The organism is Desulfosalsimonas propionicica, from assembly GCF_013761005.1.
GTDB classification, from domain to species: Bacteria; Desulfobacterota; Desulfobacteria; order Desulfobacterales; family Desulfosalsimonadaceae; genus Desulfosalsimonas; species Desulfosalsimonas propionicica.
Map to the genome: position 1 here is coordinate 428,025 of NZ_JACDUS010000001.1, position 24,204 is coordinate 452,228.

A 24,204-nucleotide genomic window follows, 5' to 3' on the forward strand; every position below is an offset into this window, starting at 1 on the left:
AAAAGCGTAATGTCTTACGCATATTTAAAGTGGTTTCGGTAAAGCTGCGGAACTCCTATGCTGGGCAGAGAAAGGTCAGGCCCGGTGTGGCCAAAGATGATAAGAAAAATTATAGAAATCATGTCAGCCACCCAAAATCAACCAAAAAATTGCCTCTCTTGCCATTTTCAGCTGTTTCGTGAAGGCCCCCAACAGACCTGGTGACTGCAAAAATACAGTAGCGGCGGGAGGTTTAACTTTAGCCTGAACTGAGCGGTTCAAATTTTTAAAATTTTTATATGATTTGAATGGAGCTAAGTTTGTTTTATTTTAGAAAATTTCAACCCCTTTGGGAATTTCAAGTTTACCGCATCTACTGTGTCAGCCGATGTCGCGCATAGCTGACGATCGCTTCAGATCAGCTTCCTTGTATCTGCGGCAAACTTGAAATCCGCTCAGTTTCGGTTTAAAAAAAAGTATGATAAAGCCTTTGGGCATAATCCGTTGTCCTGGTGTATCTGTTTTTGTAAGCTGGCTGTGAATATGTCGATTTTTTAGCTTTTTTCAAGGAGTGCCTGAATGGTTGAGTGGAAAGACAAGGCCGCGCACCTGGCCTCAAAATACATCAACGGCACCGGATGCCACGTTTTTTTGACGGGCCGGGCCGGCACGGGCAAGACCACGTTTTTGCACGACATCCGCAGGCGCACCCATAAAAATACCATTGTGGCCGCGCCCACGGGCATTGCCGCCATCAATGCCGAAGGCGTGACCCTTCATTCCCTGTTCCAGCTGCCCTTTGGCGCGTTTATTCCCGAAGACCGGCCGCCCGGGGATTCGGCCCTGGACTTTGAGCTAAACACCCCCCAGTCCTTGCGCCGGAATCTCAAAATGCACACTACCAAGCGCAACATGCTCAGAAAACTGGAACTGCTGATCATCGATGAGGTGAGCATGCTGCGCGCCGATCTGCTCGACGCCATTGACGCGGTGCTGCGATTGGTACGAAGGCGGCGCGATGAGGTCTTCGGCGGGGTCCAGATCCTTTTTATCGGCGATCTGCAGCAGCTGCCGCCGGTGGTCAAAAACAACGAATGGCAGGTGTTAAACGAATTTTACACAACCCCGTTTTTTTTCGGAGCCCGGGCCCTACAGCAAAAAAGTCCTGTATACATCGAGCTTTCCCACATTTACCGGCAAAGTGATGAAACCTTTATTTCCGTTTTAAACCACCTGCGCGACGGCCGGCTGACCGATGCAGACATTGAGCGCCTCAACCGCTGCTGTCGGCCCGGCTTTGCGCCGGAAGCTGATGAAGGCTATGTGTATCTGACCACCCACAACCGCAGGGCAGACCGGATCAACCAGGCTGAACTGGAAAAGCTGCCCGGAAAACCCTTTGAATACAACGCCCGGGTCAAGGGCACATTTGATGCCCGCACCTATCCGGTGGAACCGGTGCTGGCCCTGAAAAAAGGCGCCCAGGTCATGTTTATCAAAAATGATCCCACAGGAGAGCACCGGTTTTTCAACGGACGGATCGGATTTGTGGAAAAGCTGGATGCAGAAGGGATCAAGGTGGGGTTTTCCGATCAGAGCCCGCCGGTCTGGGTGGAGCCGCATACCTGGGAGAACAAACGCTATGCCCTGAACAAGGAAACAAACGAAATCGCCGAAAAAACCGTGGGCACATTTGTCCACTTTCCCCTGAAGCTGGCCTGGGCCATTACCATTCACAAAAGCCAGGGCCTGACCTTTGACCGGGCGGTCATTGACGTGGACGGGGCATTTGCCGCCGGCCAGGTCTACGTGGCCTTATCCCGGCTCACCTCCCTGGAGGGCCTTGTGCTGACCAGCCCTTTCCGGTTCCGGCAAATGGACCGGGACCCGGCCCTGGATGCATTTGTCGGGCAGAAAAAAGATCCCGAGGACCTGGAGCAATCCCTGCACCCGGCCTGCCTGGATTATCTGGCCCGCACCGTCAGGGATGCCTTTGATTTTTCCGGCCTGGTGCGGGAAATGGATTTTCATGTGCGCACCTACACCAAGGATGCGGCCCATTCCAAAAAACAGGCGCACCTGGACTGGGCCCGGTCCCTGCAGGCGGATCTGGGGCCGGTCCGGGAAGTGGGCGGCAAGTTCGTAAGACAACTGGACCGGATACTGGCCGACGATGGTGCCGATGGCGGCCTGGATTATCTGGCACAGCGGGTGGAGGCGGCCAAAGGATATTTTGAGCCGGTTTTCACCGGGCTCTGCGAACGCATCCGCCGGCACCTGTCTGAACTCAAAACCCAAAAAACCGGGCTGAAAAAATACATCACGGAAATTGAAACACTGGATCAGCAGTTTTCCGGCCAGTTTCAGAAAATCGAAAAAGCAGCCGCATTAATCAACACCTTTGGCGGCGGAAAGGAGCTCACAAAAGCCGATCTGCCCAGTGCACAGCCGGAAAAGCCCGGGTCCGGGTCTTCGGCCAAAGCCGGTGCGCCCAAAAACAAACCCAAACCCGGGAAAAAAACCGACACCAAAACCCTGACCCTTCAACTTTACCGCCAGGGCAAAACAGTGGACGAAATCGCCGAAGACCGCTCCCTGCACCCCCGCACCATCGAGGGCCATCTGGCCCACTGGATCGAACAGGGCGAAATTGCGGCCACAGACCTGGTTTCAAAGATGGATCTGGATGAAATCAGCAAGGCCTTCAAAGAGCTGCAAACCCCTTATCTCAAGCCGATTCACGAATTTTTCTCTGGCAGACACGATTATGCCACCCTGAAATTTGCTGCGGCTTTTTTGGCACAGCAGAACAAAGCATGACCTCCGTTGCCGGGGCGGAGATTTTAGCGGTCCGGCAACCGGGATGCCGGCTTTCCGGCCCAAAAGGTGTGTGCTGGCAGCGGCCTTTGGCTCAAGTCCCATGACAAGGTGGAAAAGCGATAAGCGTTATTGCTTTACAGTCCAGCTGGTTATGTTTTCGTAGTCTTCCCCCCGTATCTGGAACTGCTCCATGAGTACACGGGTTAATCCTTCGGGTATACTGCCCGAAAAGCGGATGTTGGCAAGGGTGTGGTCTTTATCGTCTGTTCCTTTCACATCAACGGTCACGGTTTCTGAATCCCCGTTATTCGTTACATGAGCCCTGAGGGTAACCAGATAAGTTGTCTTGCCTTTTTCCACATACACGGGCTCGATTTTTTCAACATGTACCCGCTTTGTTTCGTTTTGGGCAAAAGCCGGAGAAAGGCCCGTGTGCAAAAACAGCCCGAAAAAAGCCGGAAGAACGATCATAAATGTAATAATTTTGAGCAGATAGAGTTTTCTACGCATATTCCCGCAAGTCCTTGTTTGAATTTTTTACTAAACGAACCAAAAATCAACTATAAAGCAAGATAATAAATTGTTTGTCAAGATAAATTTTTCAAGACATAATCGAATGAAAAAAATAGAAAATCGTTAAATTTTCACGACCCGGGACCTTTTCCGGACAAAACCGGCAGGCATGCGCGTGGCAGGTATTTTATGAGTTTTTTCAGGGAAGTATTCTCAGGGCCCCGCAAGTATGAGGACCGGTGACCTCGCCGATGATGCCGGCCTCAATTCCTTGTTCTTGAAGGATTTTGACCAGTTTTGACCCTTTTGATTCGGGCAGGGCCAGCAGCAGTCCCCCCGAGGTCTGGGGGTCAAAGAGAAGATCGGTTAAAATGGGATCAAGCTCCGGGGCAAAGCCAATACTGGGTTCGAAAAATTTCTTGTTGGCATAGGCCCCGGCCGGAAACAGCCCCATGCGCCCGAATTCCAGGGCCGACTCGATTACCGGGACCGCTGACACGGACAGGGAAATTTCTTTTTTTGAGGCCCGGGCCATTTCCAGCAGGTGTCCGGCAAGGCCGAATCCGGTCACATCGGTGCACGCCCGCGGAGAAAATCTTTCTGCGGCCAGAGCTGCGTTTTTGTTTAACCGGGTGGTGATGGCAATGAGTTCACTGATTGTTTTATCGTCTGCCAGTTTGCCCTTGACAGCCGTGGCCAGAATTCCGGTTCCAATGGGTTTGGTCAGAATGATCTGATCGCCGGAAGCCGCCCCGCTGTTTTTCCAGACCGCATCCGGGTGTACCACGCCGGTTACAGACAAGCCGTATTTGAATTCCACGTCATCCACGGAATGGCCGCCCACAAGCACGGCGCCGGATTCATGGATCACTTCCAGTCCCCCGGCCAGGGTGTCTTTTAAAACGCTTTCAGGCAGATCATCGGATGGAAAACACACGATGTTCATGGCCGTCAGGGGTCGGCCGCCCATGGCGTAAATGTCGCTCAATGCATTGGCTGCGGCAATCCGGCCGAAATCATAGGGTGAGTCAATGATGGGCGTGAAAAAATCCAGGGTCTGGATCAGGGCCGTATCATGGCTCAACTGATAGACGCCCGCGTCATCCGAGGTCTCCATTCCCACCAGAAGACGCGGATCGGTTTTGACGGGCAATTGTTGCACCACCCGGTCCAGCAACTCCGGACCCAGCTTGCCTGCTCAGCCCGAAGCCCGGGTTTTTTCGGTCAGCAGATATTTGGGAGTTGCGTTGTCAGCCATTGGCATTCCCGCAGGGTTTCAGCATTAAAATCATTAGAAACAATAAAACGGCAGCGGCATGATTGTAAAATAAAATATTTCAGCAAAATCGTAGCCGGCAATGGGTTTGGATGTAAAATGGATTATTTCAATAACATTTTAAGTATTCATTTGAAACATCGATTCAAAGCTTGTTACAGTTAATTATAGACAATCTAAATAATTTTCCAATAATATATCGATATTATCAAATTGACATCTCTTTTGTATTTTTATAAAAATTCAATTTTCAGCTCGCAATAATAACTGTCTGAGGGCGGCGGTTTCTTGATTAAAGGAAATCGGCTGTCCGGACGCATTTCAGAGAGCAACAGATATGGGCTACTGGTTTTTGCACGGCACATGACACTTCAGCAGCGATGCTGCCCGGTGCGGGCAGCCATGGGGTGTCAGCCGGAAAACCAGTAACAGCTGATTTCTGATCCCTTTTTCTTTTACCCGGTATTGACCCCCCTGCTTTATTACCCGGATTAACTCCGTCCTAAACCGAGCGCGACGTGGAAGTTTGCCTGCAGCCTGATGTTGCACAGACTTTTCTGCCCCTGGCCCTGCCTTCCGGCCCTTGTGTACAGGCAAGGTCGCCGATGGGTCCGAAAAGCGGCTGTGTGGATTTTGGCAAAATCAAATAAACCTGAATGAGGAGGGAAAATGCCTGACCGATCAGTTGGCAGTGTAATGATTGTCGGAGGGGGCGTCTGCGGTGTTCAAAGCGCTCTGGATCTGGCCAATTCAGGATATAAAGTCTATCTGGTGGAAAATAAGCCCGCCATAGGCGGTGCCATGTCTCAGCTGGACAAAACCTTTCCCACAAATGATTGTTCCATGTGCATTTTGTCTCCCCAGCTTGTGGAAGCCGGCAGGCACAGAAACATAGAGCTTTTGACCCTCTCTGAACTGGAGTCTGTTTCCGGCGGGGCGGGATGTTTTACCGTAAGGGTGCGGAAACGGGCCCGGAGTGTGGATGCTCAACTGTGCACCGGCTGCGGAAACTGTATTGAAGCCTGTCCTGTGCAGCAACATCAACTTTAAGAAAGGAGTTCGTATGTCCACATGGGAACCAAAAATAGCGGCCTTTTTTTGCAACTGGTGTACCTACGGCGCAGCTGATCTGGCAGGTGTCAGCCGTATGCAGTATCCCACGGGTATCCGGGTGATTCGCCTTCCCTGCAGCGGCCGGGTCAGTCCGAAGTTCATTCTTGCGGCATTCCGCAGCGGTGTGGACGGGGTCTGGGTGTCCGGATGCCACCCCGGCGACTGCCATTATATAGAGGGCAATTATTACGCCAGGCGCAAATTTGCACTTCTTAAAAATCTTCTGGAGCACATGGGAATTGAGCCCGGCCGTCTGCACTTTTCCTGGATCTCTTCGGCCGAGTCCACCAAGTTCGTTGAGGTTGCTGAGTTTGTCGTTGATTCTGTGAAAAAACTGGGGCCGGCCAATCGGATGATCAAGGAGGCGCCCGCAGCTGTTTTGTTTTAAAAGAGCCGTCTTTTTTGCGGCAAATCCCTTTTGGGGCAGAATCTCAAATACAGGGGCAATGGTGCTGGGCACCCCGCGGTCTTCAAAACCGCCGGCTTCGTCTGAAAAACGAAGAGGAGGTTCGATTCCCCTTGCCCCTTCCACTGGCTGGAAAACACAATGAACAGGTATTTTACCATCGGGGTTGCCGGTCATGCAGGTCACGGGAAAACAGCACTGGTGCAATCTCTGACAGGCATGAAATCAGATAAAGTCAGAGAAGGAAAAGAAAAAAATTACTCCTCTCAATGCCTGATTGCCCCGTTGCAGTTTGCGTCCGGAGTTCAGGCGGCCTTCGTGGATGTGCCGGCAAACCCGTCATATCTCAAAAACATGGTCCGCGGGCTGTATCCGGTGGATATGGCAATAATTGCCGTGGCCGCAGATGAAGGGGTCATGCATCAAACCAGGGAGCATCTTCAGATTGTTCAATGTCTGGGTATACACGCAGGATTGGCTGTACTGACCAAAACCGATCTGGCCGACGAAGAGATCTGCTCCCTGGCTGAAATGGAAATCAACGATTTAACGGAAAACACATTTTTTGCAGATACTCCGGTTTGCCGGTTTTCAACAGCCCGGCCGGACAAATGGGGGCACCTTCTTGAAACCATAGAAGCAGGTGCTAAAAAATTGCCGCCCCGGCAAGCTGATCTTCCCTTTCGTCTCTGGATCGATCAGGTCAAGCAGTCAGCCGGTTTTGGAACAATAGTGACCGGAACCATTCTTCAGGGCAGTATCCGGGTAAATGAAACAGTGAAGATAGAACCCGACGGCTGGCAAAGCCGGGTCCGGTTTATGGAAACCCATGGCATAAGAACAGGTTCGGCCGCAGCGGGTCAGCGGGTTGGACTCAATCTGCATAAAATCGCCTTTCAGTCGGTAAAAAAGGGAATGGTGCTCACATCTCCGGAAACCGGAAGTGTTTGCCGGTTTATTAACGCGGAAACGGGGCTGTGGGAAAACGCCGGCCGGCCTGTAAACAGCCGGATCCGAATGAGGCTTTTTATCGGCACTGCCGTTGTAAGCGCCATGCTGGTTTTTATGGATACTGATTTTCTGGAGCCCGGCAGGAAATGTCTGGTCCAGTTTCGTCTCTCCCGGCCTGTTTCATGCATGCCGGGAGACAGATTTGCAGTGTCTTTTTTAAATGACAACAGGTTGGTCGGAGGCGGGCGGGTGCTTGCGCCAAGTGATGAAAAATTCCGCAAAGCCAAAGCTTCCAGCCAGATCGCATGCCTGAAGGCCCTTCAGGAAAATGACAGCTCCGGATACCTTGGTGCAGTCCTTGACCGTTATCCGAATACACCGTTTTCCCCGGCAGACCTGGCTGATCGGTCCTTGTTCCCGGAATCTGTGTTTGAGGATGAAATCAGGCGCGGGCTTGGAAAAGACAAACTGATCCGGGTGGGTGACGGCGTGGTTAAACGGCAGCAATATGAAAAACGGCTGCGAGAGGTAAGGGCGCTTTTTAAAAAACCGCCAGTCGGTCAAAAATCTATACAACCACGGTTTCATATCAGAGAAGTGGCTGACCGGCTGGGAATTTTGGCGGAATCGGCGGTTTTACATCATGTGATGGCCTGGCTGTGCGCTCAGGGGCATCTTTGTCTGTTTAAAGGTTATTATCAGGTTCCCGCCCATTCTGTAAGGTTATCTGCTGATTATAAAAACCTGGCTTCAAGCGTCATGGAGTTTGCCAATGAGTGCGGATTAAAACCTTTTACAGCCGGCCATTTCAACAAAACTCACCATGATCAGTATGAAAAAGCAAGAGTGGAAAAAATTCTGCGGTTTTTGGTTTCGCAAAATAAATTGATTCCACTTGAAGGAGGAAAGTTTATCACTCCGGATGCTGTCAGGCAGATTCGGGAACGCATGGTATCGTTTATCAAAGAGCAGGGAAAATTTTCAATCCGTGATTGTCACGATGTCTTCGGCTACGGTCGTTCCCAGGCCGTGGCGGTGCTGGAATACCTTGACGAAACAGGCATGACAAAGCGGCTGGAAAATTTCAGGGTCCTGGGCCCTGGTCCCGGTTTGCCTGAATTTCAGCAGCAGAAAAATTGATGGCGCCGTAAAAGTCCAATATCTGCGTTACGCGCAATTTCTGGAGAATTTCACGTACGGGTAACGACACTGCATTCTTCGAAATTGCGTAAGCCTTGATCTTGAACTTTTACGGCGCCATCTGAAATCAGACTTCCAAGGAAGTCCAAGGGCGGGGTCGGTTTTTGAAGCGACATTGAGCGTTTACGGAAACCTCCGTAAACGGTCAGGAGCGAAAAAACTGACCCCGGCCGCAGGGCTTCCTTCCTGACAAACAGCGGACGCGGTAAAAAGCTTTTTACGGTGCCATCAAAAATTGATTATGGCCAAAATGCTTTAAGGAGATTTTAAATGGAACCCTTTGTTCTGGAAAAAGAAAAAAAAGAGCGATTCCTGGATCGTATTCGTGACATGGTGCCCGGCGGCGACCGCCTGGACCTTTGTCTGACCTGCGGCGCATGTGCATCAGGATGTCCGGCCACCGGCCTTGAAGGAATGGATCCGCGTAAATTTTTGCGCCTGGCGGTTCTGGGCCTTGATGATCAGATCGCCGGCCACCCGTGGGTATGGATGTGCTCCATGTGCATGCGCTGTACTCATGCCTGCCCAATGGGGATAAATATCGGGGCAATGGTATATGAAGCCCGCAATCTATGGCCCCGGGACCAGAGACCAAAGGGTATCCTGGGGTCCTGCGACATGGCCCTTCGCAATTCCAGCGGCAGTGCCATGGGCATTTCAGAGGATGATTTCGAATGGGTGATCGAAGATATACTCGGGGAAGTCCGGGAAACCCAGCCGGCATGGAAAGACCTGCAGGCGCCAGTGGACAAAAAGGGGGCGCATTTTTTCCTGAGCCAGAATTCCAGGGAACCCGGAATTGAGCCAGAAGAAATGGTTCCTTTATGGAAAATCCTCCACATTGCCGGTGTTGACTGGACATACAGCAAACGGGGCTGGGGCGGAGAAAATTACTGCATGTTTCTGGCAGATGACCAGAGCTGGGAAAAAGTGACCCGAAACACCATAGCGTCTGCAATGGATCTGGGTTGCAAGGTGTATCTCAACACCGAATGCGGCCATTCCACTTATTCAGTGTGGATGGGGCAGAAAAAATTCAATATTGACACGCCTCTTCAGATCGAACCCATTGTGCCCCATTATGCCCGATGGATCCGGGACGGCCGGCTGAAACCGGATCCTGAGTGGAACCGCAATCTGAAAATAAAGTTTACAGTGCAGGATCCCTGCCAGCAGGTCAGAAAAAGCTTTGGTGATCCCCTGGCCGAAGATCTGCGATTTGTTGTCAAAGCCTGTGTGGGTGAAGAAAATTTTATTGATATGGTCCCGAATCGTTCCAATAACTATTGCTGCGGCGGGGGCGGCGGTTACCTGCAGTCCGGGTATAACGAGGCGCGCCTGAAATACGGGGAGCTCAAAAAAGACCAGATTCTGGCAACAGGGGCACATTATTGTGTAACTCCCTGTCATAACTGTCATGACCAGATCCATAAACTCGCAGAACATTACCAGTGCGGATATCACACCATTCATCTCTGGACCTTGCTCGCCTTGTCCCTGGGCGTTCTGGGTGAAAATGAACGCACCTACCTGGGGGAGGATCTGCTGGATGTCAATTTGCCGGAAGCCTGATGCCGGAAGCGCTGTCAATAACGTGTAAAAACGAATGCAATGGAGGAGGCTCTTGTGACTCATCAGGATCAGCCTGTCGGAGCTGTAATGGTCATTGGGGGAGGAATAGCCGGAATCCAGGCTTCTCTGGATATGGCTGATTCAGGTTTCCGGGTATACCTTGTGGAGGAAAAGCCGGCAATAGGCGGGGTTATGGCCCAGTTGGACAAGACTTTTCCCACAAATGACTGCGCCATGTGTGTGATATCCCCGAAATTGGTTGAAGCCGGCCGGCATCTCAATATCGAGCTTTTGTCTTATGCGCAGGTGCGTTCGGTATCCGGAAGCGCCGGGGACTTTAACGTGGAAGTTTTGCAGCAGCCCCGGTACGTGGATATGGAAAAATGTACCTCATGCGGAGAGTGCGAGCAAGTATGTCCGGTTGAACGCCCTGATGATTTCAATCAGGGACTGGACAGCCGCAAGGCAATATACAAGCTCTATCCCCAGGGCATGCCCGCTGCCTACGCAATTGAAAAAGGATCCATTGCACCGTGCAAAGCAACCTGTCCGGCCCATGTCAGCATTCAGGGCTATATTGCCTTAATCAACCAGGGCAAATACAGGGAAGCTGTCGCGCTTTTCCGGGACGCCCATCCGTTTCCGGGGGTTTGCGGCCGGGTCTGCCATCATCCCTGCGAAAGCGCCTGCACCAGAAACGACTACGACCAGCCACTGGCCATCCGTGAGCTTCACCGGTTTCTGGCGGACTGGGAAACTCAGGCGGGCGAAAAAGTCCTGCCTCAGGCAGCAGAAAAAAAACGCGACGAAAAAGTGGCTGTTATTGGCTCAGGTCCGGCAGGCCTTGCCGCAGCTTCTTTTCTTGCCCGCAGGGGATATGGTGTCACCATTTATGAAAAACTGCCTGTTGCCGGCGGCATGATGGCCGTGGGCATTCCTGAGTACCGGCTTCCCAGGGACATTCTCCTGCGGGAAATCGATATCATTTCCGAGCAGGGCGTGGAAATAAAGACAGAAGTGACTTTCGGCAAAGACATCACTTTTGACAGCCTGAAGGCAGACGGTTATTCGGCAGTGTTTGTGGCTATAGGACTTCACAAGGGCCGCAGCCTCGGTATTGAAAACGAGGATGCCGAGGGCGTGCTTCAGGGCGTTGATTTCCTGAGGGAAACAGCCCTGGGAAAGGATGTGCCCGTCGGCAGGGATGTACTTGTAATAGGCGGCGGAAATGTAGCCATTGACGTGGCATTGACGGCCAAACGAAAAGGGGCTGAAAATGTGACCATGGTTTGTCTGGAAAAACGCGAAGAAATGCCGGCCTGGGAATATGAAATCAAAGAGGCCCTGGAAAGTGACATCAAAATTGTCAACTCCTACGGGCCAAAAAGTTTTTTCATAAACAAGGAAAACAAATTTTCCGGCATCGAGTTTAAGACCTGCACTGCGGTTTTTGACCGGGAAGGACGGTTTAACCCCAGGTATGACGAAAATGCCTGTGAGGCCTTTTTCGGCGACACCGTGATTGTGGCCATCGGCCAGGCAGCAGACACCTCGGATCTTCAAGATCAGAATGTTTCCATGAACCCTATGGGCCTGGAAGGCGATCCAATTACCTTGCAGAGTCCCATGGGATGGGTTTTTTACGGGGGCGACGCCTTTTACGGACCCAAGTCTGTGGTGGATGCCGTGGCCTGCGGCAGAGAGGCGGCCGAAAGCATTCACCGCTATATCAACGGCCTGGATCTGCATGAAGGCAGAAAAAAGCAATGGACCTATGAAAAGCCCGACATCATCAACGTACCTCACAAGGAGCGCACCCCTGTTAAGTGTCTGGATCCCGAAGCCAGGGAATGCAATTTTCTGGAAATTTCTTTCGGCTACAACGAAGACGAGGCCCGCACGGAAGCCGAGCGTTGTCTGAAGTGCGGTATCTGCTCTGAATGCTGCCAGTGTATAAAGGCATGCCTTGCCGGTGCTGTGGATCATTCCATGGAAGCACAAACCCGTGTGATCAATGTGGGCGGCATTATACTGGCTCCCGGTTTTACGGCATTTGATCCATCCGGTTTGGATACGTATGCTTATGCAAAACATCCCAATGTTGTCACCAGCCTGGAATTCGAACGCATCCTGTCGGCTTCAGGCCCCTTCCGGGGCCACCTGGTCAGGCCCATGGATCACAAGGAACCGGAAAAGATAGCCTGGATTCAATGCGTGGGCTCCAGAGATATTAATAAGTGCGACCATTCCTATTGCTCATCGGTTTGCTGCATGTATGCCGGAAAACAGGCGGTTATAGCAAAAGAGCACAGTCCGAATGACCTGGACACGGCAATTTTTTTCATGGATATGCGGACTTTTGGAAAGGAATTTGAGCGTTATTATCAACGGGCAAAGACCGAAAGCGGGGTCAGGTTTATCCGTTCCCGGGTCCATACGGTGGTGCCCGTGGAAAACGGGCGCCTCAGTCTTTGCCATGCCACTGATTCGGGGAATCTGGTTGAAGAAACGTTTGATATAGTGGTTCTTTCAGTCGGCCTGGAGGCGGATAAAAGCCTTGCAGCCCTTGCCGGCCGCCTGGGTATTGAATTAAACAACCATGGTTTTGCTCAAACCAGTGCCCTTGCGCCTGTCTGCACATCCAAGGATGGCATTTTTGTATGCGGCGCCTTTCAAGAGCCAAAAGATATTCCGGCTTCTGTCATGGAAGCTTCAGCAGCAGCCTGCCTTGCCACAGAAAGACTCTCTGCCCGGCGTCATACCCAGACCATCTCTGTGAACCTGCCTGCCGAGATAGATGTTTCCCAGGCGCCTCCAAGAGTGGGCGTGTTTGTATGCAACTGCGGTATCAACATCGGAGGTATTGCCGATGTGCCGGCAGTTCGCGATTATGCGGCAACGCTTGAGAATGTGGTTCACGTGGAAGACAATTTATTTACCTGCTCCCAGGATACCCAGGACAAGATGAAAAACGTGATTACTGAAAAGGGTATCAATCGTGTTGTGGTGGCATCCTGCTCCCCCAGAACCCATGAAGCCCTGTTTCAGGAAACCATCCGCGAAGCCGGGCTTAATCCGTACTTGTTTGAAATGGCCAATATACGCGATCAAAATACCTGGGTGCACATGAACGAGCCTGAGCGGGCTACAAAAAAGGCAAAAGCCCTGGTGCGCATGGCCGTTGCCAAAGCTGTTTGCACAGAGCCTTTGCATCAGGTGGACATGGCGGTAACGCCCGCGGCTTTGGTAGTGGGCGGGGGGATTGCAGGAATGGAGGCCGCCCTTGGAATCGCCAGGCAGGGGTTTAGTGCGCATCTTGCAGAAAAGACCGGTCGCCTTGGAGGTGTGGGCCTTAAGCTGAACACCACCTGGCTAAGCGAGCCTGTTGGACCTCATGTGGCGGAACTGATCCGTGAGGTAACCGGCCATCCTCTGATTCGGACTTATCTCAATGCCGAACTTGTTGAAACCAGTGGCGTAATCGGCAATTTTTCAACCAGACTGATCAGTAAAGACAGCAAAGGCGCCCCGGTTTCCATAAATATTTCCCATGGTGTCACCATCCTGGCCACTGGTGGAAAGGAATACAAGCCGGTTGAATATTTATACGGCCAGCACTCCGGAATCATGACGCACCTGGACCTGGATGCCGCACTGCGGACCGGTGCTTCGAAAATTGACGATGCCGCAACTGCAGTGTTTATTCAGTGTGTGGGCTCCAGGAACGAAGAAAGGCCTTACTGCAGCAAAGTCTGCTGCACGCACAGCATAAAAAGCGCCCTTGCCCTCAAGGAGCGAAATCCGGATATGTGTATATATATTTGTTACCGGGATATACGCACTTACGGTTTTCGCGAGGATCTTTATCGCCGGGCCCGCAATGCCGGCATTGTCTTTATACGCTATGATGGTGACAATCCACCCGCGGTCCGGCAAACAGATGAGGGCTGTCTCCATCTGACCATATCAGATCATGTGCTGCAGATGCCCGTGGAACTCCGTCCGGATCTGCTTGTTCTGGCTGCAGCGGTCATACCAAACGAAAACAGGGAACTGTTTGAATTGTTAAAGGTCCCTGTCAATTCCGATGGTTTTCTTGTGGAAGCGCACGCAAAACTCCGACCCGTGGATTTTGCTTCGGAAGGCATTTTTATGGCGGGCCTTGGGCATTGTCCAAAGCCTGTTGAAGAAAGCATCGCCCAGGCAAAAGCGGTTGTGTCCCGGGCCGCAACCATACTTTCAAGAAAAAGCATTGCAGTGGGCGGGGTGGTGGCGGATTTGCAGGAGCCTTCACGTTGCGCCTGCTGCCTGGTTTGTGTGAGAAGCTGTCCCTATGGAGTGCCTTATATACAAGACGGACGGGCGCATATCAATCCGGCAGAATGTCACGGGTGTGGGGTGTGCGCAGCTGAATGCCCTGCCGGTGTTATTACCCTGAAACATTTTACAGACAGGCAGATCCTGGCAAAACAATCTTGCCTGGTGGCATAGATCAATATGATGGGAAGCCTTTGTGAACAGGATAAGACCACCGGCAATTTAAGTTCGATGCATCGGAAACGGAGGAACAATGACAACCGATTTTGAACCTGAGATATTGATGTTTTGCTGCAGATATTGCGCCTATGCCGCAGCTGATCTTGCAGGGTCCATGCGGCTGACGTATCCGGCCAATATAAAAATTCTCCAGGTCCCGTGTACCGGGCGGGTTGATGTAATTCATCTGCTAAAGGCTTTGGAAACCGGTGTGGATGGCGTTTTTGTGGCCGGATGCCTGCAGGGTGAATGTCATTTTTTGCAAGGCAACCTGCAGGCGGAAAAAAGAGTGCTTGCGGTCAAACAGATTCTTTGCGCCATTGGCATGGATCCGGAAAGGGTTGGCATGTACAACCTTTCATCTGCCATGGGGGCTCGGTTTGCAGAAATCGCAGATGAGATTGTAAAAAAGATAAATGATCTGGGGCCGAATCTGATTAAAAGGGCCCACAAAAACGTCACTGTTCACAGAATCTGAAAGACAAACCATATGTCAAAACCACTTGTCGGAGCTGTAATGGTAGTGGGCGGCGGCGTTGCCGGAATCCAGGCTGCGCTGGACCTTGCTGATTCGGGGTATAAGGTTTTTCTGGTGGAAAAGAGTGCTTCCATCGGAGGGGTTATGGCCCGGCTGGACAAGACCTTTCCCACAAATGATTGTTCAATGTGTATTCTTTCGCCCAAGCTGGTCGAGGTCGGCCGCCATATCAATATAGAGCTTTTGACCCTCTCAGAGGTAAATGCCATATCGGGTGAGGAAGGCAACTTTGAAGTAAGTATAACCCGGCACCCGCGATATGTGGATATGGACAAATGCATCGCCTGCGGTCTGTGTGCTGAAAAATGCCCCGCCAGTGTTCCCGATTCTTACGACGGCAACCTTGCCAGCCGCAAAGCCATCTATGTTCAGTATGCCCAGGCAGTGCCGCTTAAGTATGCCATAGATCCTGAGTACTGTATTAAGCTGACCAAGGGCAAATGCGGAATCTGCCGGAAAAAATGTCCGACCGGTGCGATTAACTATGAGGATACAAGAAAAGATATTTCCCTTAATGTCGGTGCGGTGGTGATTTCCCAGGGCGCTGAAACCTTCGACCCGGCCCTGCACGACACCTTCGGGTATAAAAAATATCCCAATATCGTCACAAGCCTTGAGTTTGAAAGAATCCTTTCGGCTTCCGGCCCTTACGCGGGCCATCTTGTCAGGCCCTCGGACGAAAAGGAACCGGAAAAAATTGCCTGGCTCCAGTGCATAGGTTCCAGGGACGAGCATATCGGGGCCAGAGGTTATTGCTCCGGGGTGTGCTGTACCTATGCCATCAAAGAGGCGATGCTGGCAAAGGAGCACAGCAAGTCAGGCCTTGATACGGCAATTTTCTACATTGATATCCGAACAAACGGCAAGGACTTTGAAAAATACTACAACCGGGCAAAGGCGGAAGCGGGCATCCGGTTTATCAAAAGCAAGGTCACAGAAGCGCTCCCGGTGGACGGCACCGGCGGGCACCTGATCCGCTATATCAATGAATCCGGGAAAAGGTGCGAAGAAGAATTTGACATGGTGGTTCTTTCAGTGGGCCTGGGTGTTACAAACCAGGGAGCAGATCTTGGCAAAAGGCTCGGTGTGGATCTCAACCATTATAATTTTGCGGAAACAAGCAGTTTTTCCCCGGTTGAAAGTTCTGTTGCCGGAATTTATGTATGCGGGGCCTTCCAGGGTCCCAAGGATATCCCTTCATCTGTTATTGATTCAAGTGCGGCTGCAGGAGTTGCGGGTTCAAGGCTTTCCGGTTCAAGATGGCGCCTGACAAAGACAAAGGAAGTGAAAAAGGAAAAAAATGTTGCCGGAGATCGGTCCCGTATCGGTGTATTTGTTTGCGGCTGCGGCAGCAATATTGCCGGAGTGGTGGATGTGACAGCAGTTGTTGAATCTGCAAAAAAATTACCCAACGTGGTTTACGCTGAACAAAACATGTTCAGCTGTGCCCAGGGTACCCAGGACAAAATTGCGGAACTGATCCGGGAAAAAGATCTCAACCGCATTGTGGTGGCGGCCTGCTCGCCCAAGACCCATGAACCCCTTTTTCAGGAAACGCTTCAAAGCGCCGGTATCAACAAATATCTTTTTGAAATGGTCAATATCCGAAATCAGTGCTCCTGGGTCCACAAACAGGCACCGGAAGAAGCCACGCAAAAGGCTATGGATCTGGTGAAAATGTCTGTGGCAAAAGCAGCCCGGGTGCAACCCCTAAAAGAGCCGATCCTGCAGATAAACCAGCGGGCAATGGTTATCGGAGGCGGTATTGCCGGAATGATTGCCGCAGATAATCTGGCCCAACAAGGTTATGCGGTGGATCTTGTGGAACGCCAGGCCCGCCTGGGGGGCAATGCCCTGTCCTTGTATAAAACCTGGAAAGGCGAAGACATTGCCGGCTTTGTAAAGCAGATGGTGGAAAAAGTTGAAAAAAATCCAGGCATAACAGTGCATGCCGGATCGACCATCAAAAAGGTGGACGGGTTTGTGGGCGCCTTTAGAACGACCCTAGAAAAAGAGGGCTGCCGGGAGGCCCTTGATCACGGTGTGACAATAATCGCCTCGGGCGCCTCGGAGCTTAAACCCGAAGGTCAGTATCTGTATGGAACAGATGACAGGGTGATAACCGGCCTTGAACTCCAAGCCCGCCTTGCCCGCAGGGATGAATCATTGGATAAAGTAGAGACAGCCGTTTTTATCCAGTGCGTTGGTTCCAGGATTCCCGAAAGGCCATATTGTTCAAAGCTGTGCTGCGCCCAGTCCATAAGAAGTGCCATTGAGCTCAAAGAAAACAAACCCGACACCGAAATTTTTATCGTCTACAGGGATATGCGCCCCTATGGATTAAGAGAGGATCTCTACAGGGAAGCAAGGCAAAAAGGGATCAGGTTTCTTCGTTACAATTTTGACAAAGGCTTAGATGTTACCAATGAAAAGGGCTGCCTTGAGGTAAGTTTCACAGATTTTGTATTAAGGCGCAAAATGGTACTTTCCCCGGATATGCTTGTTCTTGCCGCTGCAATAGTACGGGAGAAAAACGATCCCCTGGCCGGATTTTTCAAGGTGACCCAAAATGATGACGGCTTTTACGTTGAGGCTCACCTGAAATTAAGGCCCGTGGATTTTGCCACAGACGGGGTCTTTCTGTGCGGTCTGGCCCACGGCCCCAAACCTGTGGACGAATCAATCGCACAGGCCCAGGCTGCAGCCGCAAGGGCGGTAACGCTTCTTTCAGCCGGATCCATTCCGGTAAGCGGCACCGTGGCTCACGTTAATCCCCGGCTTTGCAGCAGCTGCGGGGTCTGTGTGTCCGTATGCCCCTATTCCGCCCCCAGGTTCAGTGAAAAAACCGACAAGGCTGAAATTGAATCCGCTCTGTGCAAGGGCTGCGGATTGTGCGCGGCTTCCTGCCGCTCGGGGGCCATTGCCCTGAAGGGCTTTGACGACCAACAGATAACATCGATGATCATGTGTGCTTGATGGCGCCGTAAAAGTCCAATATCTGCGTTACTCGCAATTTCTCAGAATTTCACGTACGGCTAAGTGCACTGCATTCTTCGAAATTGTGCAAGCCTTGATTTTGAACTTTTACGCCGCCATCTAGAATCAGACTTTTTACGGGTGCATCAGTGCTTGATCAAGCGAAATTGAATGGGCGGTCTTCAGGCCGTTTCATTCGTTTTTTCGTGCATGTGTTCATGGGGTTGGGCGTCGTGGTCGGCATGATCGTGTTCATGGTAGCGGCGCGGGGCGTGATCGTGGCTTTGGTCCCGGCCCGGATGGGCGTGGGCAAATCGGTGGGCATGGGTGTGGGTGTGCTCGTGGAGATGTTCGTGCACCATGTCTCCGTGCCGGTGAGGGTGGGTATGCAGGTGCTGATGTTCGTGGCTGTGCTCATGTTCGTGCTGCAGGGCCTGGATATCTCTGGTGCACCTGAGCTTGTACATGTAGGACAATCCGTTTAAATCCCCGAGCTTTTGGTCTTCCATGAAGGCCTGCATGGGCAGGTCTTCCATGATTCTGCCCTGGTGCATCACCAGGGTCCGGCGTGTGAGCTGTTGGATAAAGAAGATGTCGTGGCTCACAAGCAAAAGGGTTGTGTGGAGTTTTTGCAGAATGTCGAGCAGCAGTTGTTCCCCTTGGGGGTCAAGGCCTGCTGTGGGCTCGTCTAAAATCAGCAGTTCCGGCTCCATGACCAGAATGCAGGCCAGGGCCAGTCGCCGGCGTTCTCCACCCGACAGGTGCAGGGGCACCCGGTCTTCAAAACCTTCCAGGCGGACCAGGGAAAGGGCCTCTTTGACCCGGGCCGCAGTTTCGGCCCGGCTGCAGCCAAGCTGGCGCAGGCCGAATGACACTTCCTCTCTGACACTTGCGCAGAAAAGCTGATCTGCACAATCCTGGAAGACCATGCCGATTTTGCGCCACATGCGTTTTCTTGTTTGCCCCGTGACCGGTTCTCCGTCGTAGAGATACCCGCCCCGGCCCTGGCACAGGCCCGTGAGACAAGACAGAAGGGTGCTTTTGCCCGCGCCGTTTTCACCCACAACAGAGATGCGCTCGCCTTTGCAGATCAGCAGGTCAATGCCCTGCAGGGCGGGGGTGCCGTCGGGATAGCGGTAGCAATAGTTGTGCAGCTGCACCAGCCCGCGGCCCGGGTCTTTTGCCGAAACCGGCCGGGGCCTGCAGCTGGCATCCTCCGGGCCGGCATCGGGATTTTCAGGTGCAACCACCATGCGGAAGGAAAAATCCAGGCCGTGTTCGCGCAGGGTCTGGCGCTGTGAGACCAGCTCGCGCATGGTATAGTTGTGCTGCACCCTCCCGTGGTCCAGGATGATGGCCCGCTGGCAGAGTTCGTATAAAAAGATCAGATCATGGCTGATGCAGATCAGGGTCCCGGAAAAATCTTTGAGCAGGTCCAGAAATACCTGTTCCTGGCCGGGATCCAGGTTGGCGGTGGGTTCATCGAGCAGCAGCACTTCGGGGTCCATGGCCAGAAGGCCGGCCAGGGCGGCGCGCTTTTTCTGGCCAAAACTCAGGTTATGGGGCGCCTTGTAGGCCAGGTGCAAAAGCCCCACCCGGTCAAGGGCCCGGCTGGCTGCCGTGTGTGCATCCTTTTCAGAAAGGCCTTGCTGCCGGGGCCCGAAGGCCGCATCTTCGATTATCGTGTGCATGAAAAGCTGATCATCCGGATCCTGAAACAGCACCCCGATTTCCAGCCGGGCGCGGTCCAGGTTTTCTCCTGCAAGGGGCTTGTCCCTGTACCAAACTTGCCCGCCGGCAGGGTCAAGAAGCCCTGAAAGCAGCTTTATCAGGGTTGTTTTTCCAGAACCGTTCTGCCCCGCCAGTGCAACGCGTTCGCCCGGGCGGATTTCCGCGCTGATCCCGGACAATGCCGCTGTACCGTCGGGATACTGATAGGACAGACCACAGACCTTAAACAGCAAAGGGCCTGCGGCTGGCCGGGGTTCTCTTATTTCATGGGTTTCATGCATCCGTACCCCTATAATATGATCCGGTCCCAGACCATCAGCGCTGCGGCAGCAGCCAGCCAGGCAAGGCAGATCAACAGATCGGATGCGCGCAGGCGCAGCTTTACGGGTTCCGGGAACCGGCCCTGATAGCCCCTGGCGCGCATGGCGTCAAACACCCGTTCGGTGCGTTCAAAACTGCGCACAAACAGCATTCCTAAAAAATTGGCCACAGTGCGCAGGGTTGCAGTGTCTGTTCGTTTGCGAAAGCCCCGTAACTGCATGCCCGCTGACATGCGCCGGGCTTCATGGCTGAACACGTGAACGTAGCGGTTGCTCAACAGCACCATCTGGGCTGCCATCTCCGGCACGCCGAGCCGGCAGAGCCCGTGGAGGGTAACCGGCAATGGCGCGGTTGACAGCAGGGGCTCCATGAGCATGGCAATGGCAACAGCCCTGGCGGCGATGGTTGCTGCAAGTAACAGACCCCGGAAATTAAGGGTCAGCCACTCCACACCGCCGAACATCACCAGGGTGTCGCCGGGATGTGCCGGCACGGTAAACGGCATCACCACCAGCAGCATGCCCAGAAAACCCGCAAGCGCCAGCAAACGCAGCATCAGCCGGGCAGCCGGAACCTTTATCATCACCGCCACGGAGAGGGATAGGGCCACTGCCGCCAATGCCGCAGCAAGGTGGCCGAGGGAGGCCACCACAAAACTAAAAACCACGATGGTGACGATCTTGCAGCGCACGTCCCATTTGTGCAGAAAAGACCTTCCCTGTTTTTCATCTGCCAGGGGCGGCACGGACCAGTCCGGATCCCTGTTTGGGGCGGTTTTTCTCCGGGCGGCTTTGCGCAAGCCCGCCACACCGGCCCAAAGGGCGGCTATGGGCAGGATCACCAGCAGGGGCAGATACCAAAAAGGGATATGATGTATGGTTTCAGCCATGAAATTCTTTTTTGGATGTCACAAGCCCCTTTTCCAGCAGTTCCGGTTTTACCCGGAAAAGAAATCCGATGGTAAGGGCGCTGACCGCCCCTTCAATAAAAATGACCGGCACATGGGCCGCCATGGCAATTTTTGCCACGCCGAAAAAATCCTCGCCTCCCGCGGCCAGCAGGCCGGCCAGAAAAATGGCGGCCATGGCCGTACCCATTGCCCCGGCAGCGGCTCCGGCAGCCGCGTGTCTCAGATGGGTGTTGCCTTTTAGCGCCTGAAACAGCCATCCGCAGGCAATGGCCGGCAGCCCCATCATCAGGGCATTGGCACCCAGGGCCGTCAGTCCCCCGAACTGAAACAGCAGGCATTGCAAAAGCAGGCCCAGCCCTATTGCAACAAAGGCAACAGGGCCCAGCAGGGCCCCGGCCAGCCCGGGCAGGAGCAGGTGGGCGCTTGTGGGCCCCAGGGGAATGTGCACCAGGGAGGCCACGAAAAACGCGGAAGTCACCACCGCTACCTTGGGAAGCTGATCGCTTGTGGTACGGCGCGCACTCCAGGCGGCCAGGGCGGCGGATACCGCATATCCGCCCAGACTTACAGAAACCGGAAGAACCCCGTCAGAAATGTGCATGATCTATCCTTTCCGTCGCGCAGCCGCCAGGGCCGCGGCTCCGAACAGACCCAGGATGTAGCCGATGCCGGCAAACACCTCCCGGATGCCGGGTTCATCCATCCGGGCGCCAAGGGCGGCAATCTCCCGGCGGACCTGCCGGATCTCTTGGGACAATTGGCGGTTTTGTTCCTCTAAAAGCTCGACAACCGCCTTTTTATCGGTTTTCTGCGGGCTTTGGGCACAGGTCGGGCCCGGTGCTGCCGCGAGCAATACAAGGAGCCCGAAAATAATCGCGCTGGTTCGCATCATGGCTGTCCCCCGGATTTTATTTCGGCTTCCACCCTGGATTTTTTCAGGGTAAAGCTGCTTTTATGTCCCATGCCGGCGTCAATGACAATCCTGAAATCATCGACCCTGGGGATTTCAAACACAAAAAGGCCCTGGTTGTCGGTCACGCCTTCGGCCACCAGGTTGTCGCTGCTGTCATATACTTTCAGGCCGCCGTTTGCAACCGGATCTCCGTTTTGAAAATAGCTTTCCGTGTAGATTTTTCCGCTGTCTGCATAGGCAAACACGCTGACCTTGTGGGCGGATGCGCTTGCGGCAAACAAAAGCAAAGCCGCTGCGGACGCTGCAAGAAAATATGTTCGGGTCTTCATCATTGCCTCCGTTTTCGTGTGTTATTTTATGTCCCGGGTCCGGACCCAGTATACGGCGCCGATTTCCACGTTTTTTTCCTCTCCCTCATGCGCCAGGGTCCAGTCGGCTTCAGACAGGGCGGAAAAGCCCCACCAACCGGCTTTGGGCATGGCATATGTGAAAATTCCGGCTGCATCGGCACGGACAACCTGGGTGACATAGGGCGAAAAAGGTGCATCGATATACCCGCTGTGTTCGGCGGATTCGTTGAGATATTCAACCTCCACTTCAGCGTTTGCTGCTGGCTGGTCGTTTACCAGCACCCGGCCGGTAAATACGTTGCCCGTCCACAGGCCGTAGGGCCGGGTCAGGGGCACGATTTCGGTTTCCAGGCCCACGGGCTGGTCCCAGCCCTGCTCCAGTGCGTAGGCGTTTACGCAGACCTTGGTGTAATGCTTGATAAACAGATCCTCTGCCGGCTCCCAGTAGGCTTTGGGCTCGAAGTAAAATGTATAATCCCCGGGCCGCCGGATCGGGTAGACGGCTTTCCAGAAGGTATCGTTTTTTTCCTGACCCGGGCTTTTGCGGCCTGCCGGTTTCAGGCGCTCTGTGAGATCTGTTTTTTTGCCCTTGTGCATCACCCCGAAGGTTTCGGGTTTTTCCATTTCCATATAGTGCATCTCCATGGGGTGGAGGAATTTGATTTCCAGGGCCAGGTCGCCCTCATGGTGTTGGGTGACAATGTCATCTGCGGGAATAATCGCACCAAAATGGGCTTGCCCGGGTACCGCTGCAAGGATGACAACTGCTGCCGTCAGTGCGGCCAGGGTTGAAAACCGTTTGCGCATGGGGTGTTTTCCTTTCCTTGGTTTGGAATCAAAAAAAGCCACAAAGGCGCTTTATTGTAAAGCAAGAGCCTTCGTGGCTTTGTAGGCGGCACGTGAATTTTGCTTAAACGGCAAAATCCAAATGCATTCTGAAAGAAATGGAAAAAAAGAGCCTGCAAGCCCTGTTAAACGACTTCAGTCGCAGATGTTGCACCGTTTATAGCCGGTCCTGCCGGCAATGTCAAAACCTTTCATGTCTGGCTGGGCAGCAGGGAAACAAAGGCACTGCCGGGACCGGTGTGCACTGATATCGTGGCACCGGCTTCCGCCATGGGGATGCTGTCAGCCGGCTTGCCCACGGCTGCGGCCAGCTTTTCCCGGGTGACCATAACCTCCTCAAGGTTGCCGGCATAGCCCATCAAGATTTCACATTTTCCGTTAAACCGGTTGAAAGCTTCCTCGGCCATTGAAACCAGACGCTTTAAAGCGGGCTTTTTGCCCCGGTGGCGGTCAATTGGACTCAGCCGGCCTTCCTTGAGTTCAATGATGGGCTTGAAATCGAGCATATTGCCCACAAATGCGTCAAATGCATTAACCCGCCCGCCTTTTTTCAGCCAGACCAGATTGTCCACAGTAAAGCTCAAAAAAGCATTTTTCTTGTAAGGTTCCAGGGTTTTTTCCAAGGAGGCCGGAGATGTTCCGTTTCGGAGAAGTTCTGCTGCCTTTTTAACCACAAGCGCAAGGCTGACAGCCACATTTTCCAGGTCCAGAATGTGGACCTTGCCGGCTTCTTTTTCGCCCATAAACTGCCGGGCTGCACAGGCGCTTTTGTAGTTTCCGGAAATGTGTTTGGACAGGTGAAAAGAGACCACCTCGTCGTATTTCTGCAGCAGGCGGTCGTATAACTGCGTGCATTCAAAAGGATAAAACGGGGTGGTGTAGACTTCTTTTTTTTTCCGCAGGTTTTTCAGCACCTCAGCGTTGCTGATGGTTTTGCCGTGGAGGTGATCCTTGCCGTTTACAAATATGTGGACCGGCAAAATATTTAAGCCCAGCTGTTCCGCCATCCCCGGGGGGAAGTCAGCGGTGGAATCGCAAACCAACGCAATTTTTTTTGCCATACAAAAACTCCTTTCCGTTAATCAGGACCGGACGGGCCGTCCCTTGCAGTGCAGAACAAAGTATCTCTGTTTTTAAACAATTTTCAAAGATTGAATCATATAGCAATTTTGTATACACTTGTAAAGAATTAGCGGTTTGATGAAATCGTCTATACAGACGGACGGGCAAAGCATAAAGATCGCGCCAAACAG

At 52.8% G+C, this 24,204-nt stretch carries 17 protein-coding genes and 1 tRNA gene; 9 read left to right on the top strand and 9 right to left on the bottom strand.

The genetic code is table 11. The annotated features are described in order from the left end of the window. Positions 1–558: 558 nt before the first annotated feature. Complete coding sequence (locus tag HNR65_RS01890; RefSeq protein WP_181549741.1) at positions 559–2,799, top strand: helix-turn-helix domain-containing protein; 2,241 nt, start codon at positions 559–561, stop codon at positions 2,797–2,799. 126 nt (positions 2,800–2,925) lie between these two features. On the opposite strand, the gene HNR65_RS01895 is transcribed toward HNR65_RS01890, so the two are convergent. Beyond that, positions 2,926–3,309, bottom strand: a complete 384-nt coding sequence (locus tag HNR65_RS01895) for a hypothetical protein (RefSeq protein ID WP_181549742.1) — start codon at positions 3,307–3,309, stop codon at positions 2,926–2,928. Positions 3,310–3,511: 202 nt separating this feature from the next. Further along, the gene (gene selD / locus HNR65_RS01900; protein ID WP_181549743.1) at positions 3,512–4,570 is read right to left on the bottom strand and encodes a selenide, water dikinase SelD; all 1,059 of its coding nucleotides are present in this window, start codon (positions 4,568–4,570) and stop codon (positions 3,512–3,514) included. 687 nt (positions 4,571–5,257) lie between these two features. Here selD and HNR65_RS01905 point away from each other — a divergent pair. The 8 genes from HNR65_RS01905 (at position 5,258) to HNR65_RS01940 (ending at position 17,880) form a co-directional block, all read left to right on the top strand. Continuing rightward, positions 5,258–5,638: an FAD-dependent oxidoreductase gene (locus HNR65_RS01905; RefSeq protein ID WP_181549744.1), complete on the top strand. Its 381-nt coding sequence runs from the start codon at positions 5,258–5,260 to the stop codon at positions 5,636–5,638. Between the two features lie 13 nt (positions 5,639–5,651). After that, on the top strand, positions 5,652–6,089 hold the full coding sequence (locus tag HNR65_RS01910; protein WP_181549745.1) for a hydrogenase iron-sulfur subunit: 438 nt from the start codon (positions 5,652–5,654) through the stop codon (positions 6,087–6,089). A gap of 51 nt (positions 6,090–6,140) precedes the next feature. Further along, positions 6,141–6,232 (top strand) — tRNA-Sec (locus HNR65_RS01915). A 16-nt stretch (positions 6,233–6,248) separates the two neighbouring features. Next, positions 6,249–8,198, top strand: a complete 1,950-nt coding sequence (locus tag HNR65_RS01920; protein ID WP_181549746.1) for a SelB domain-containing protein — start codon at positions 6,249–6,251, stop codon at positions 8,196–8,198. A 330-nt stretch (positions 8,199–8,528) separates the two neighbouring features. After that, entirely contained in the window at positions 8,529–9,830 is a 1,302-nt protein-coding gene (locus tag HNR65_RS01925) for a (Fe-S)-binding protein (protein ID WP_181549747.1), read from the top strand. A gap of 87 nt (positions 9,831–9,917) precedes the next feature. Further along, the gene (locus HNR65_RS01930) at positions 9,918–14,321 is read left to right on the top strand and encodes an FAD-dependent oxidoreductase (RefSeq protein ID WP_232364636.1); all 4,404 of its coding nucleotides are present in this window, start codon (positions 9,918–9,920) and stop codon (positions 14,319–14,321) included. 79 nt (positions 14,322–14,400) lie between these two features. Beyond that, on the top strand, positions 14,401–14,844 hold the full coding sequence (locus HNR65_RS01935; protein WP_181549749.1) for a hydrogenase iron-sulfur subunit: 444 nt from the start codon (positions 14,401–14,403) through the stop codon (positions 14,842–14,844). 12 nt (positions 14,845–14,856) lie between these two features. After that, a complete protein-coding gene (locus tag HNR65_RS01940; protein ID WP_181549750.1) occupies positions 14,857–17,880 on the top strand; it encodes an FAD-dependent oxidoreductase in 3,024 nt (1,007 codons plus the stop codon). A 182-nt stretch (positions 17,881–18,062) separates the two neighbouring features. On the opposite strand, the gene HNR65_RS01945 is transcribed toward HNR65_RS01940, so the two are convergent. The 7 genes from HNR65_RS01945 to HNR65_RS01975 form a co-directional block, all read right to left on the bottom strand. Next, positions 18,063–19,892 (bottom strand): ABC transporter ATP-binding protein, encoded by a 1,830-nt coding sequence (locus tag HNR65_RS01945; protein ID WP_181549751.1) that lies wholly within the window; start codon positions 19,890–19,892, stop codon positions 18,063–18,065. Positions 19,893–19,900: 8 nt separating this feature from the next. Continuing rightward, entirely contained in the window at positions 19,901–20,821 is a 921-nt protein-coding gene (cbiQ, locus tag HNR65_RS01950; RefSeq protein ID WP_181549752.1) for a cobalt ECF transporter T component CbiQ, read from the bottom strand. Next, on the bottom strand, positions 20,814–21,443 hold the full coding sequence (gene cbiM, locus HNR65_RS01955; RefSeq protein ID WP_181549753.1) for a cobalt transporter CbiM: 630 nt from the start codon (positions 21,441–21,443) through the stop codon (positions 20,814–20,816). The genes cbiQ and cbiM overlap by 8 nt, the downstream gene beginning before the upstream one ends. A 3-nt stretch (positions 21,444–21,446) precedes the next feature. Next, positions 21,447–21,734 (bottom strand): HI_1622 family ECF transport-associated protein, encoded by a 288-nt coding sequence (locus HNR65_RS01960; protein ID WP_181549754.1) that lies wholly within the window; start codon positions 21,732–21,734, stop codon positions 21,447–21,449. Then, entirely contained in the window at positions 21,731–22,084 is a 354-nt protein-coding gene (locus HNR65_RS01965; protein WP_181549755.1) for a NikL family nickel/cobalt ECF transporter subunit, read from the bottom strand. The genes HNR65_RS01960 and HNR65_RS01965 overlap by 4 nt, the downstream gene beginning before the upstream one ends. A 21-nt stretch (positions 22,085–22,105) precedes the next feature. Beyond that, positions 22,106–22,912 carry a DUF4198 domain-containing protein gene (locus HNR65_RS01970; RefSeq protein WP_181549756.1) on the bottom strand — a complete coding sequence of 269 codons (807 nt, stop codon included), beginning with the start codon at positions 22,910–22,912 and terminating at the stop codon, positions 22,106–22,108. Positions 22,913–23,142: 230 nt separating this feature from the next. Beyond that, the gene (locus HNR65_RS01975; protein WP_181549757.1) at positions 23,143–24,012 is read right to left on the bottom strand and encodes a DegV family protein; all 870 of its coding nucleotides are present in this window, start codon (positions 24,010–24,012) and stop codon (positions 23,143–23,145) included. Between the last annotated feature and the right edge of the window lie 192 nt (positions 24,013–24,204).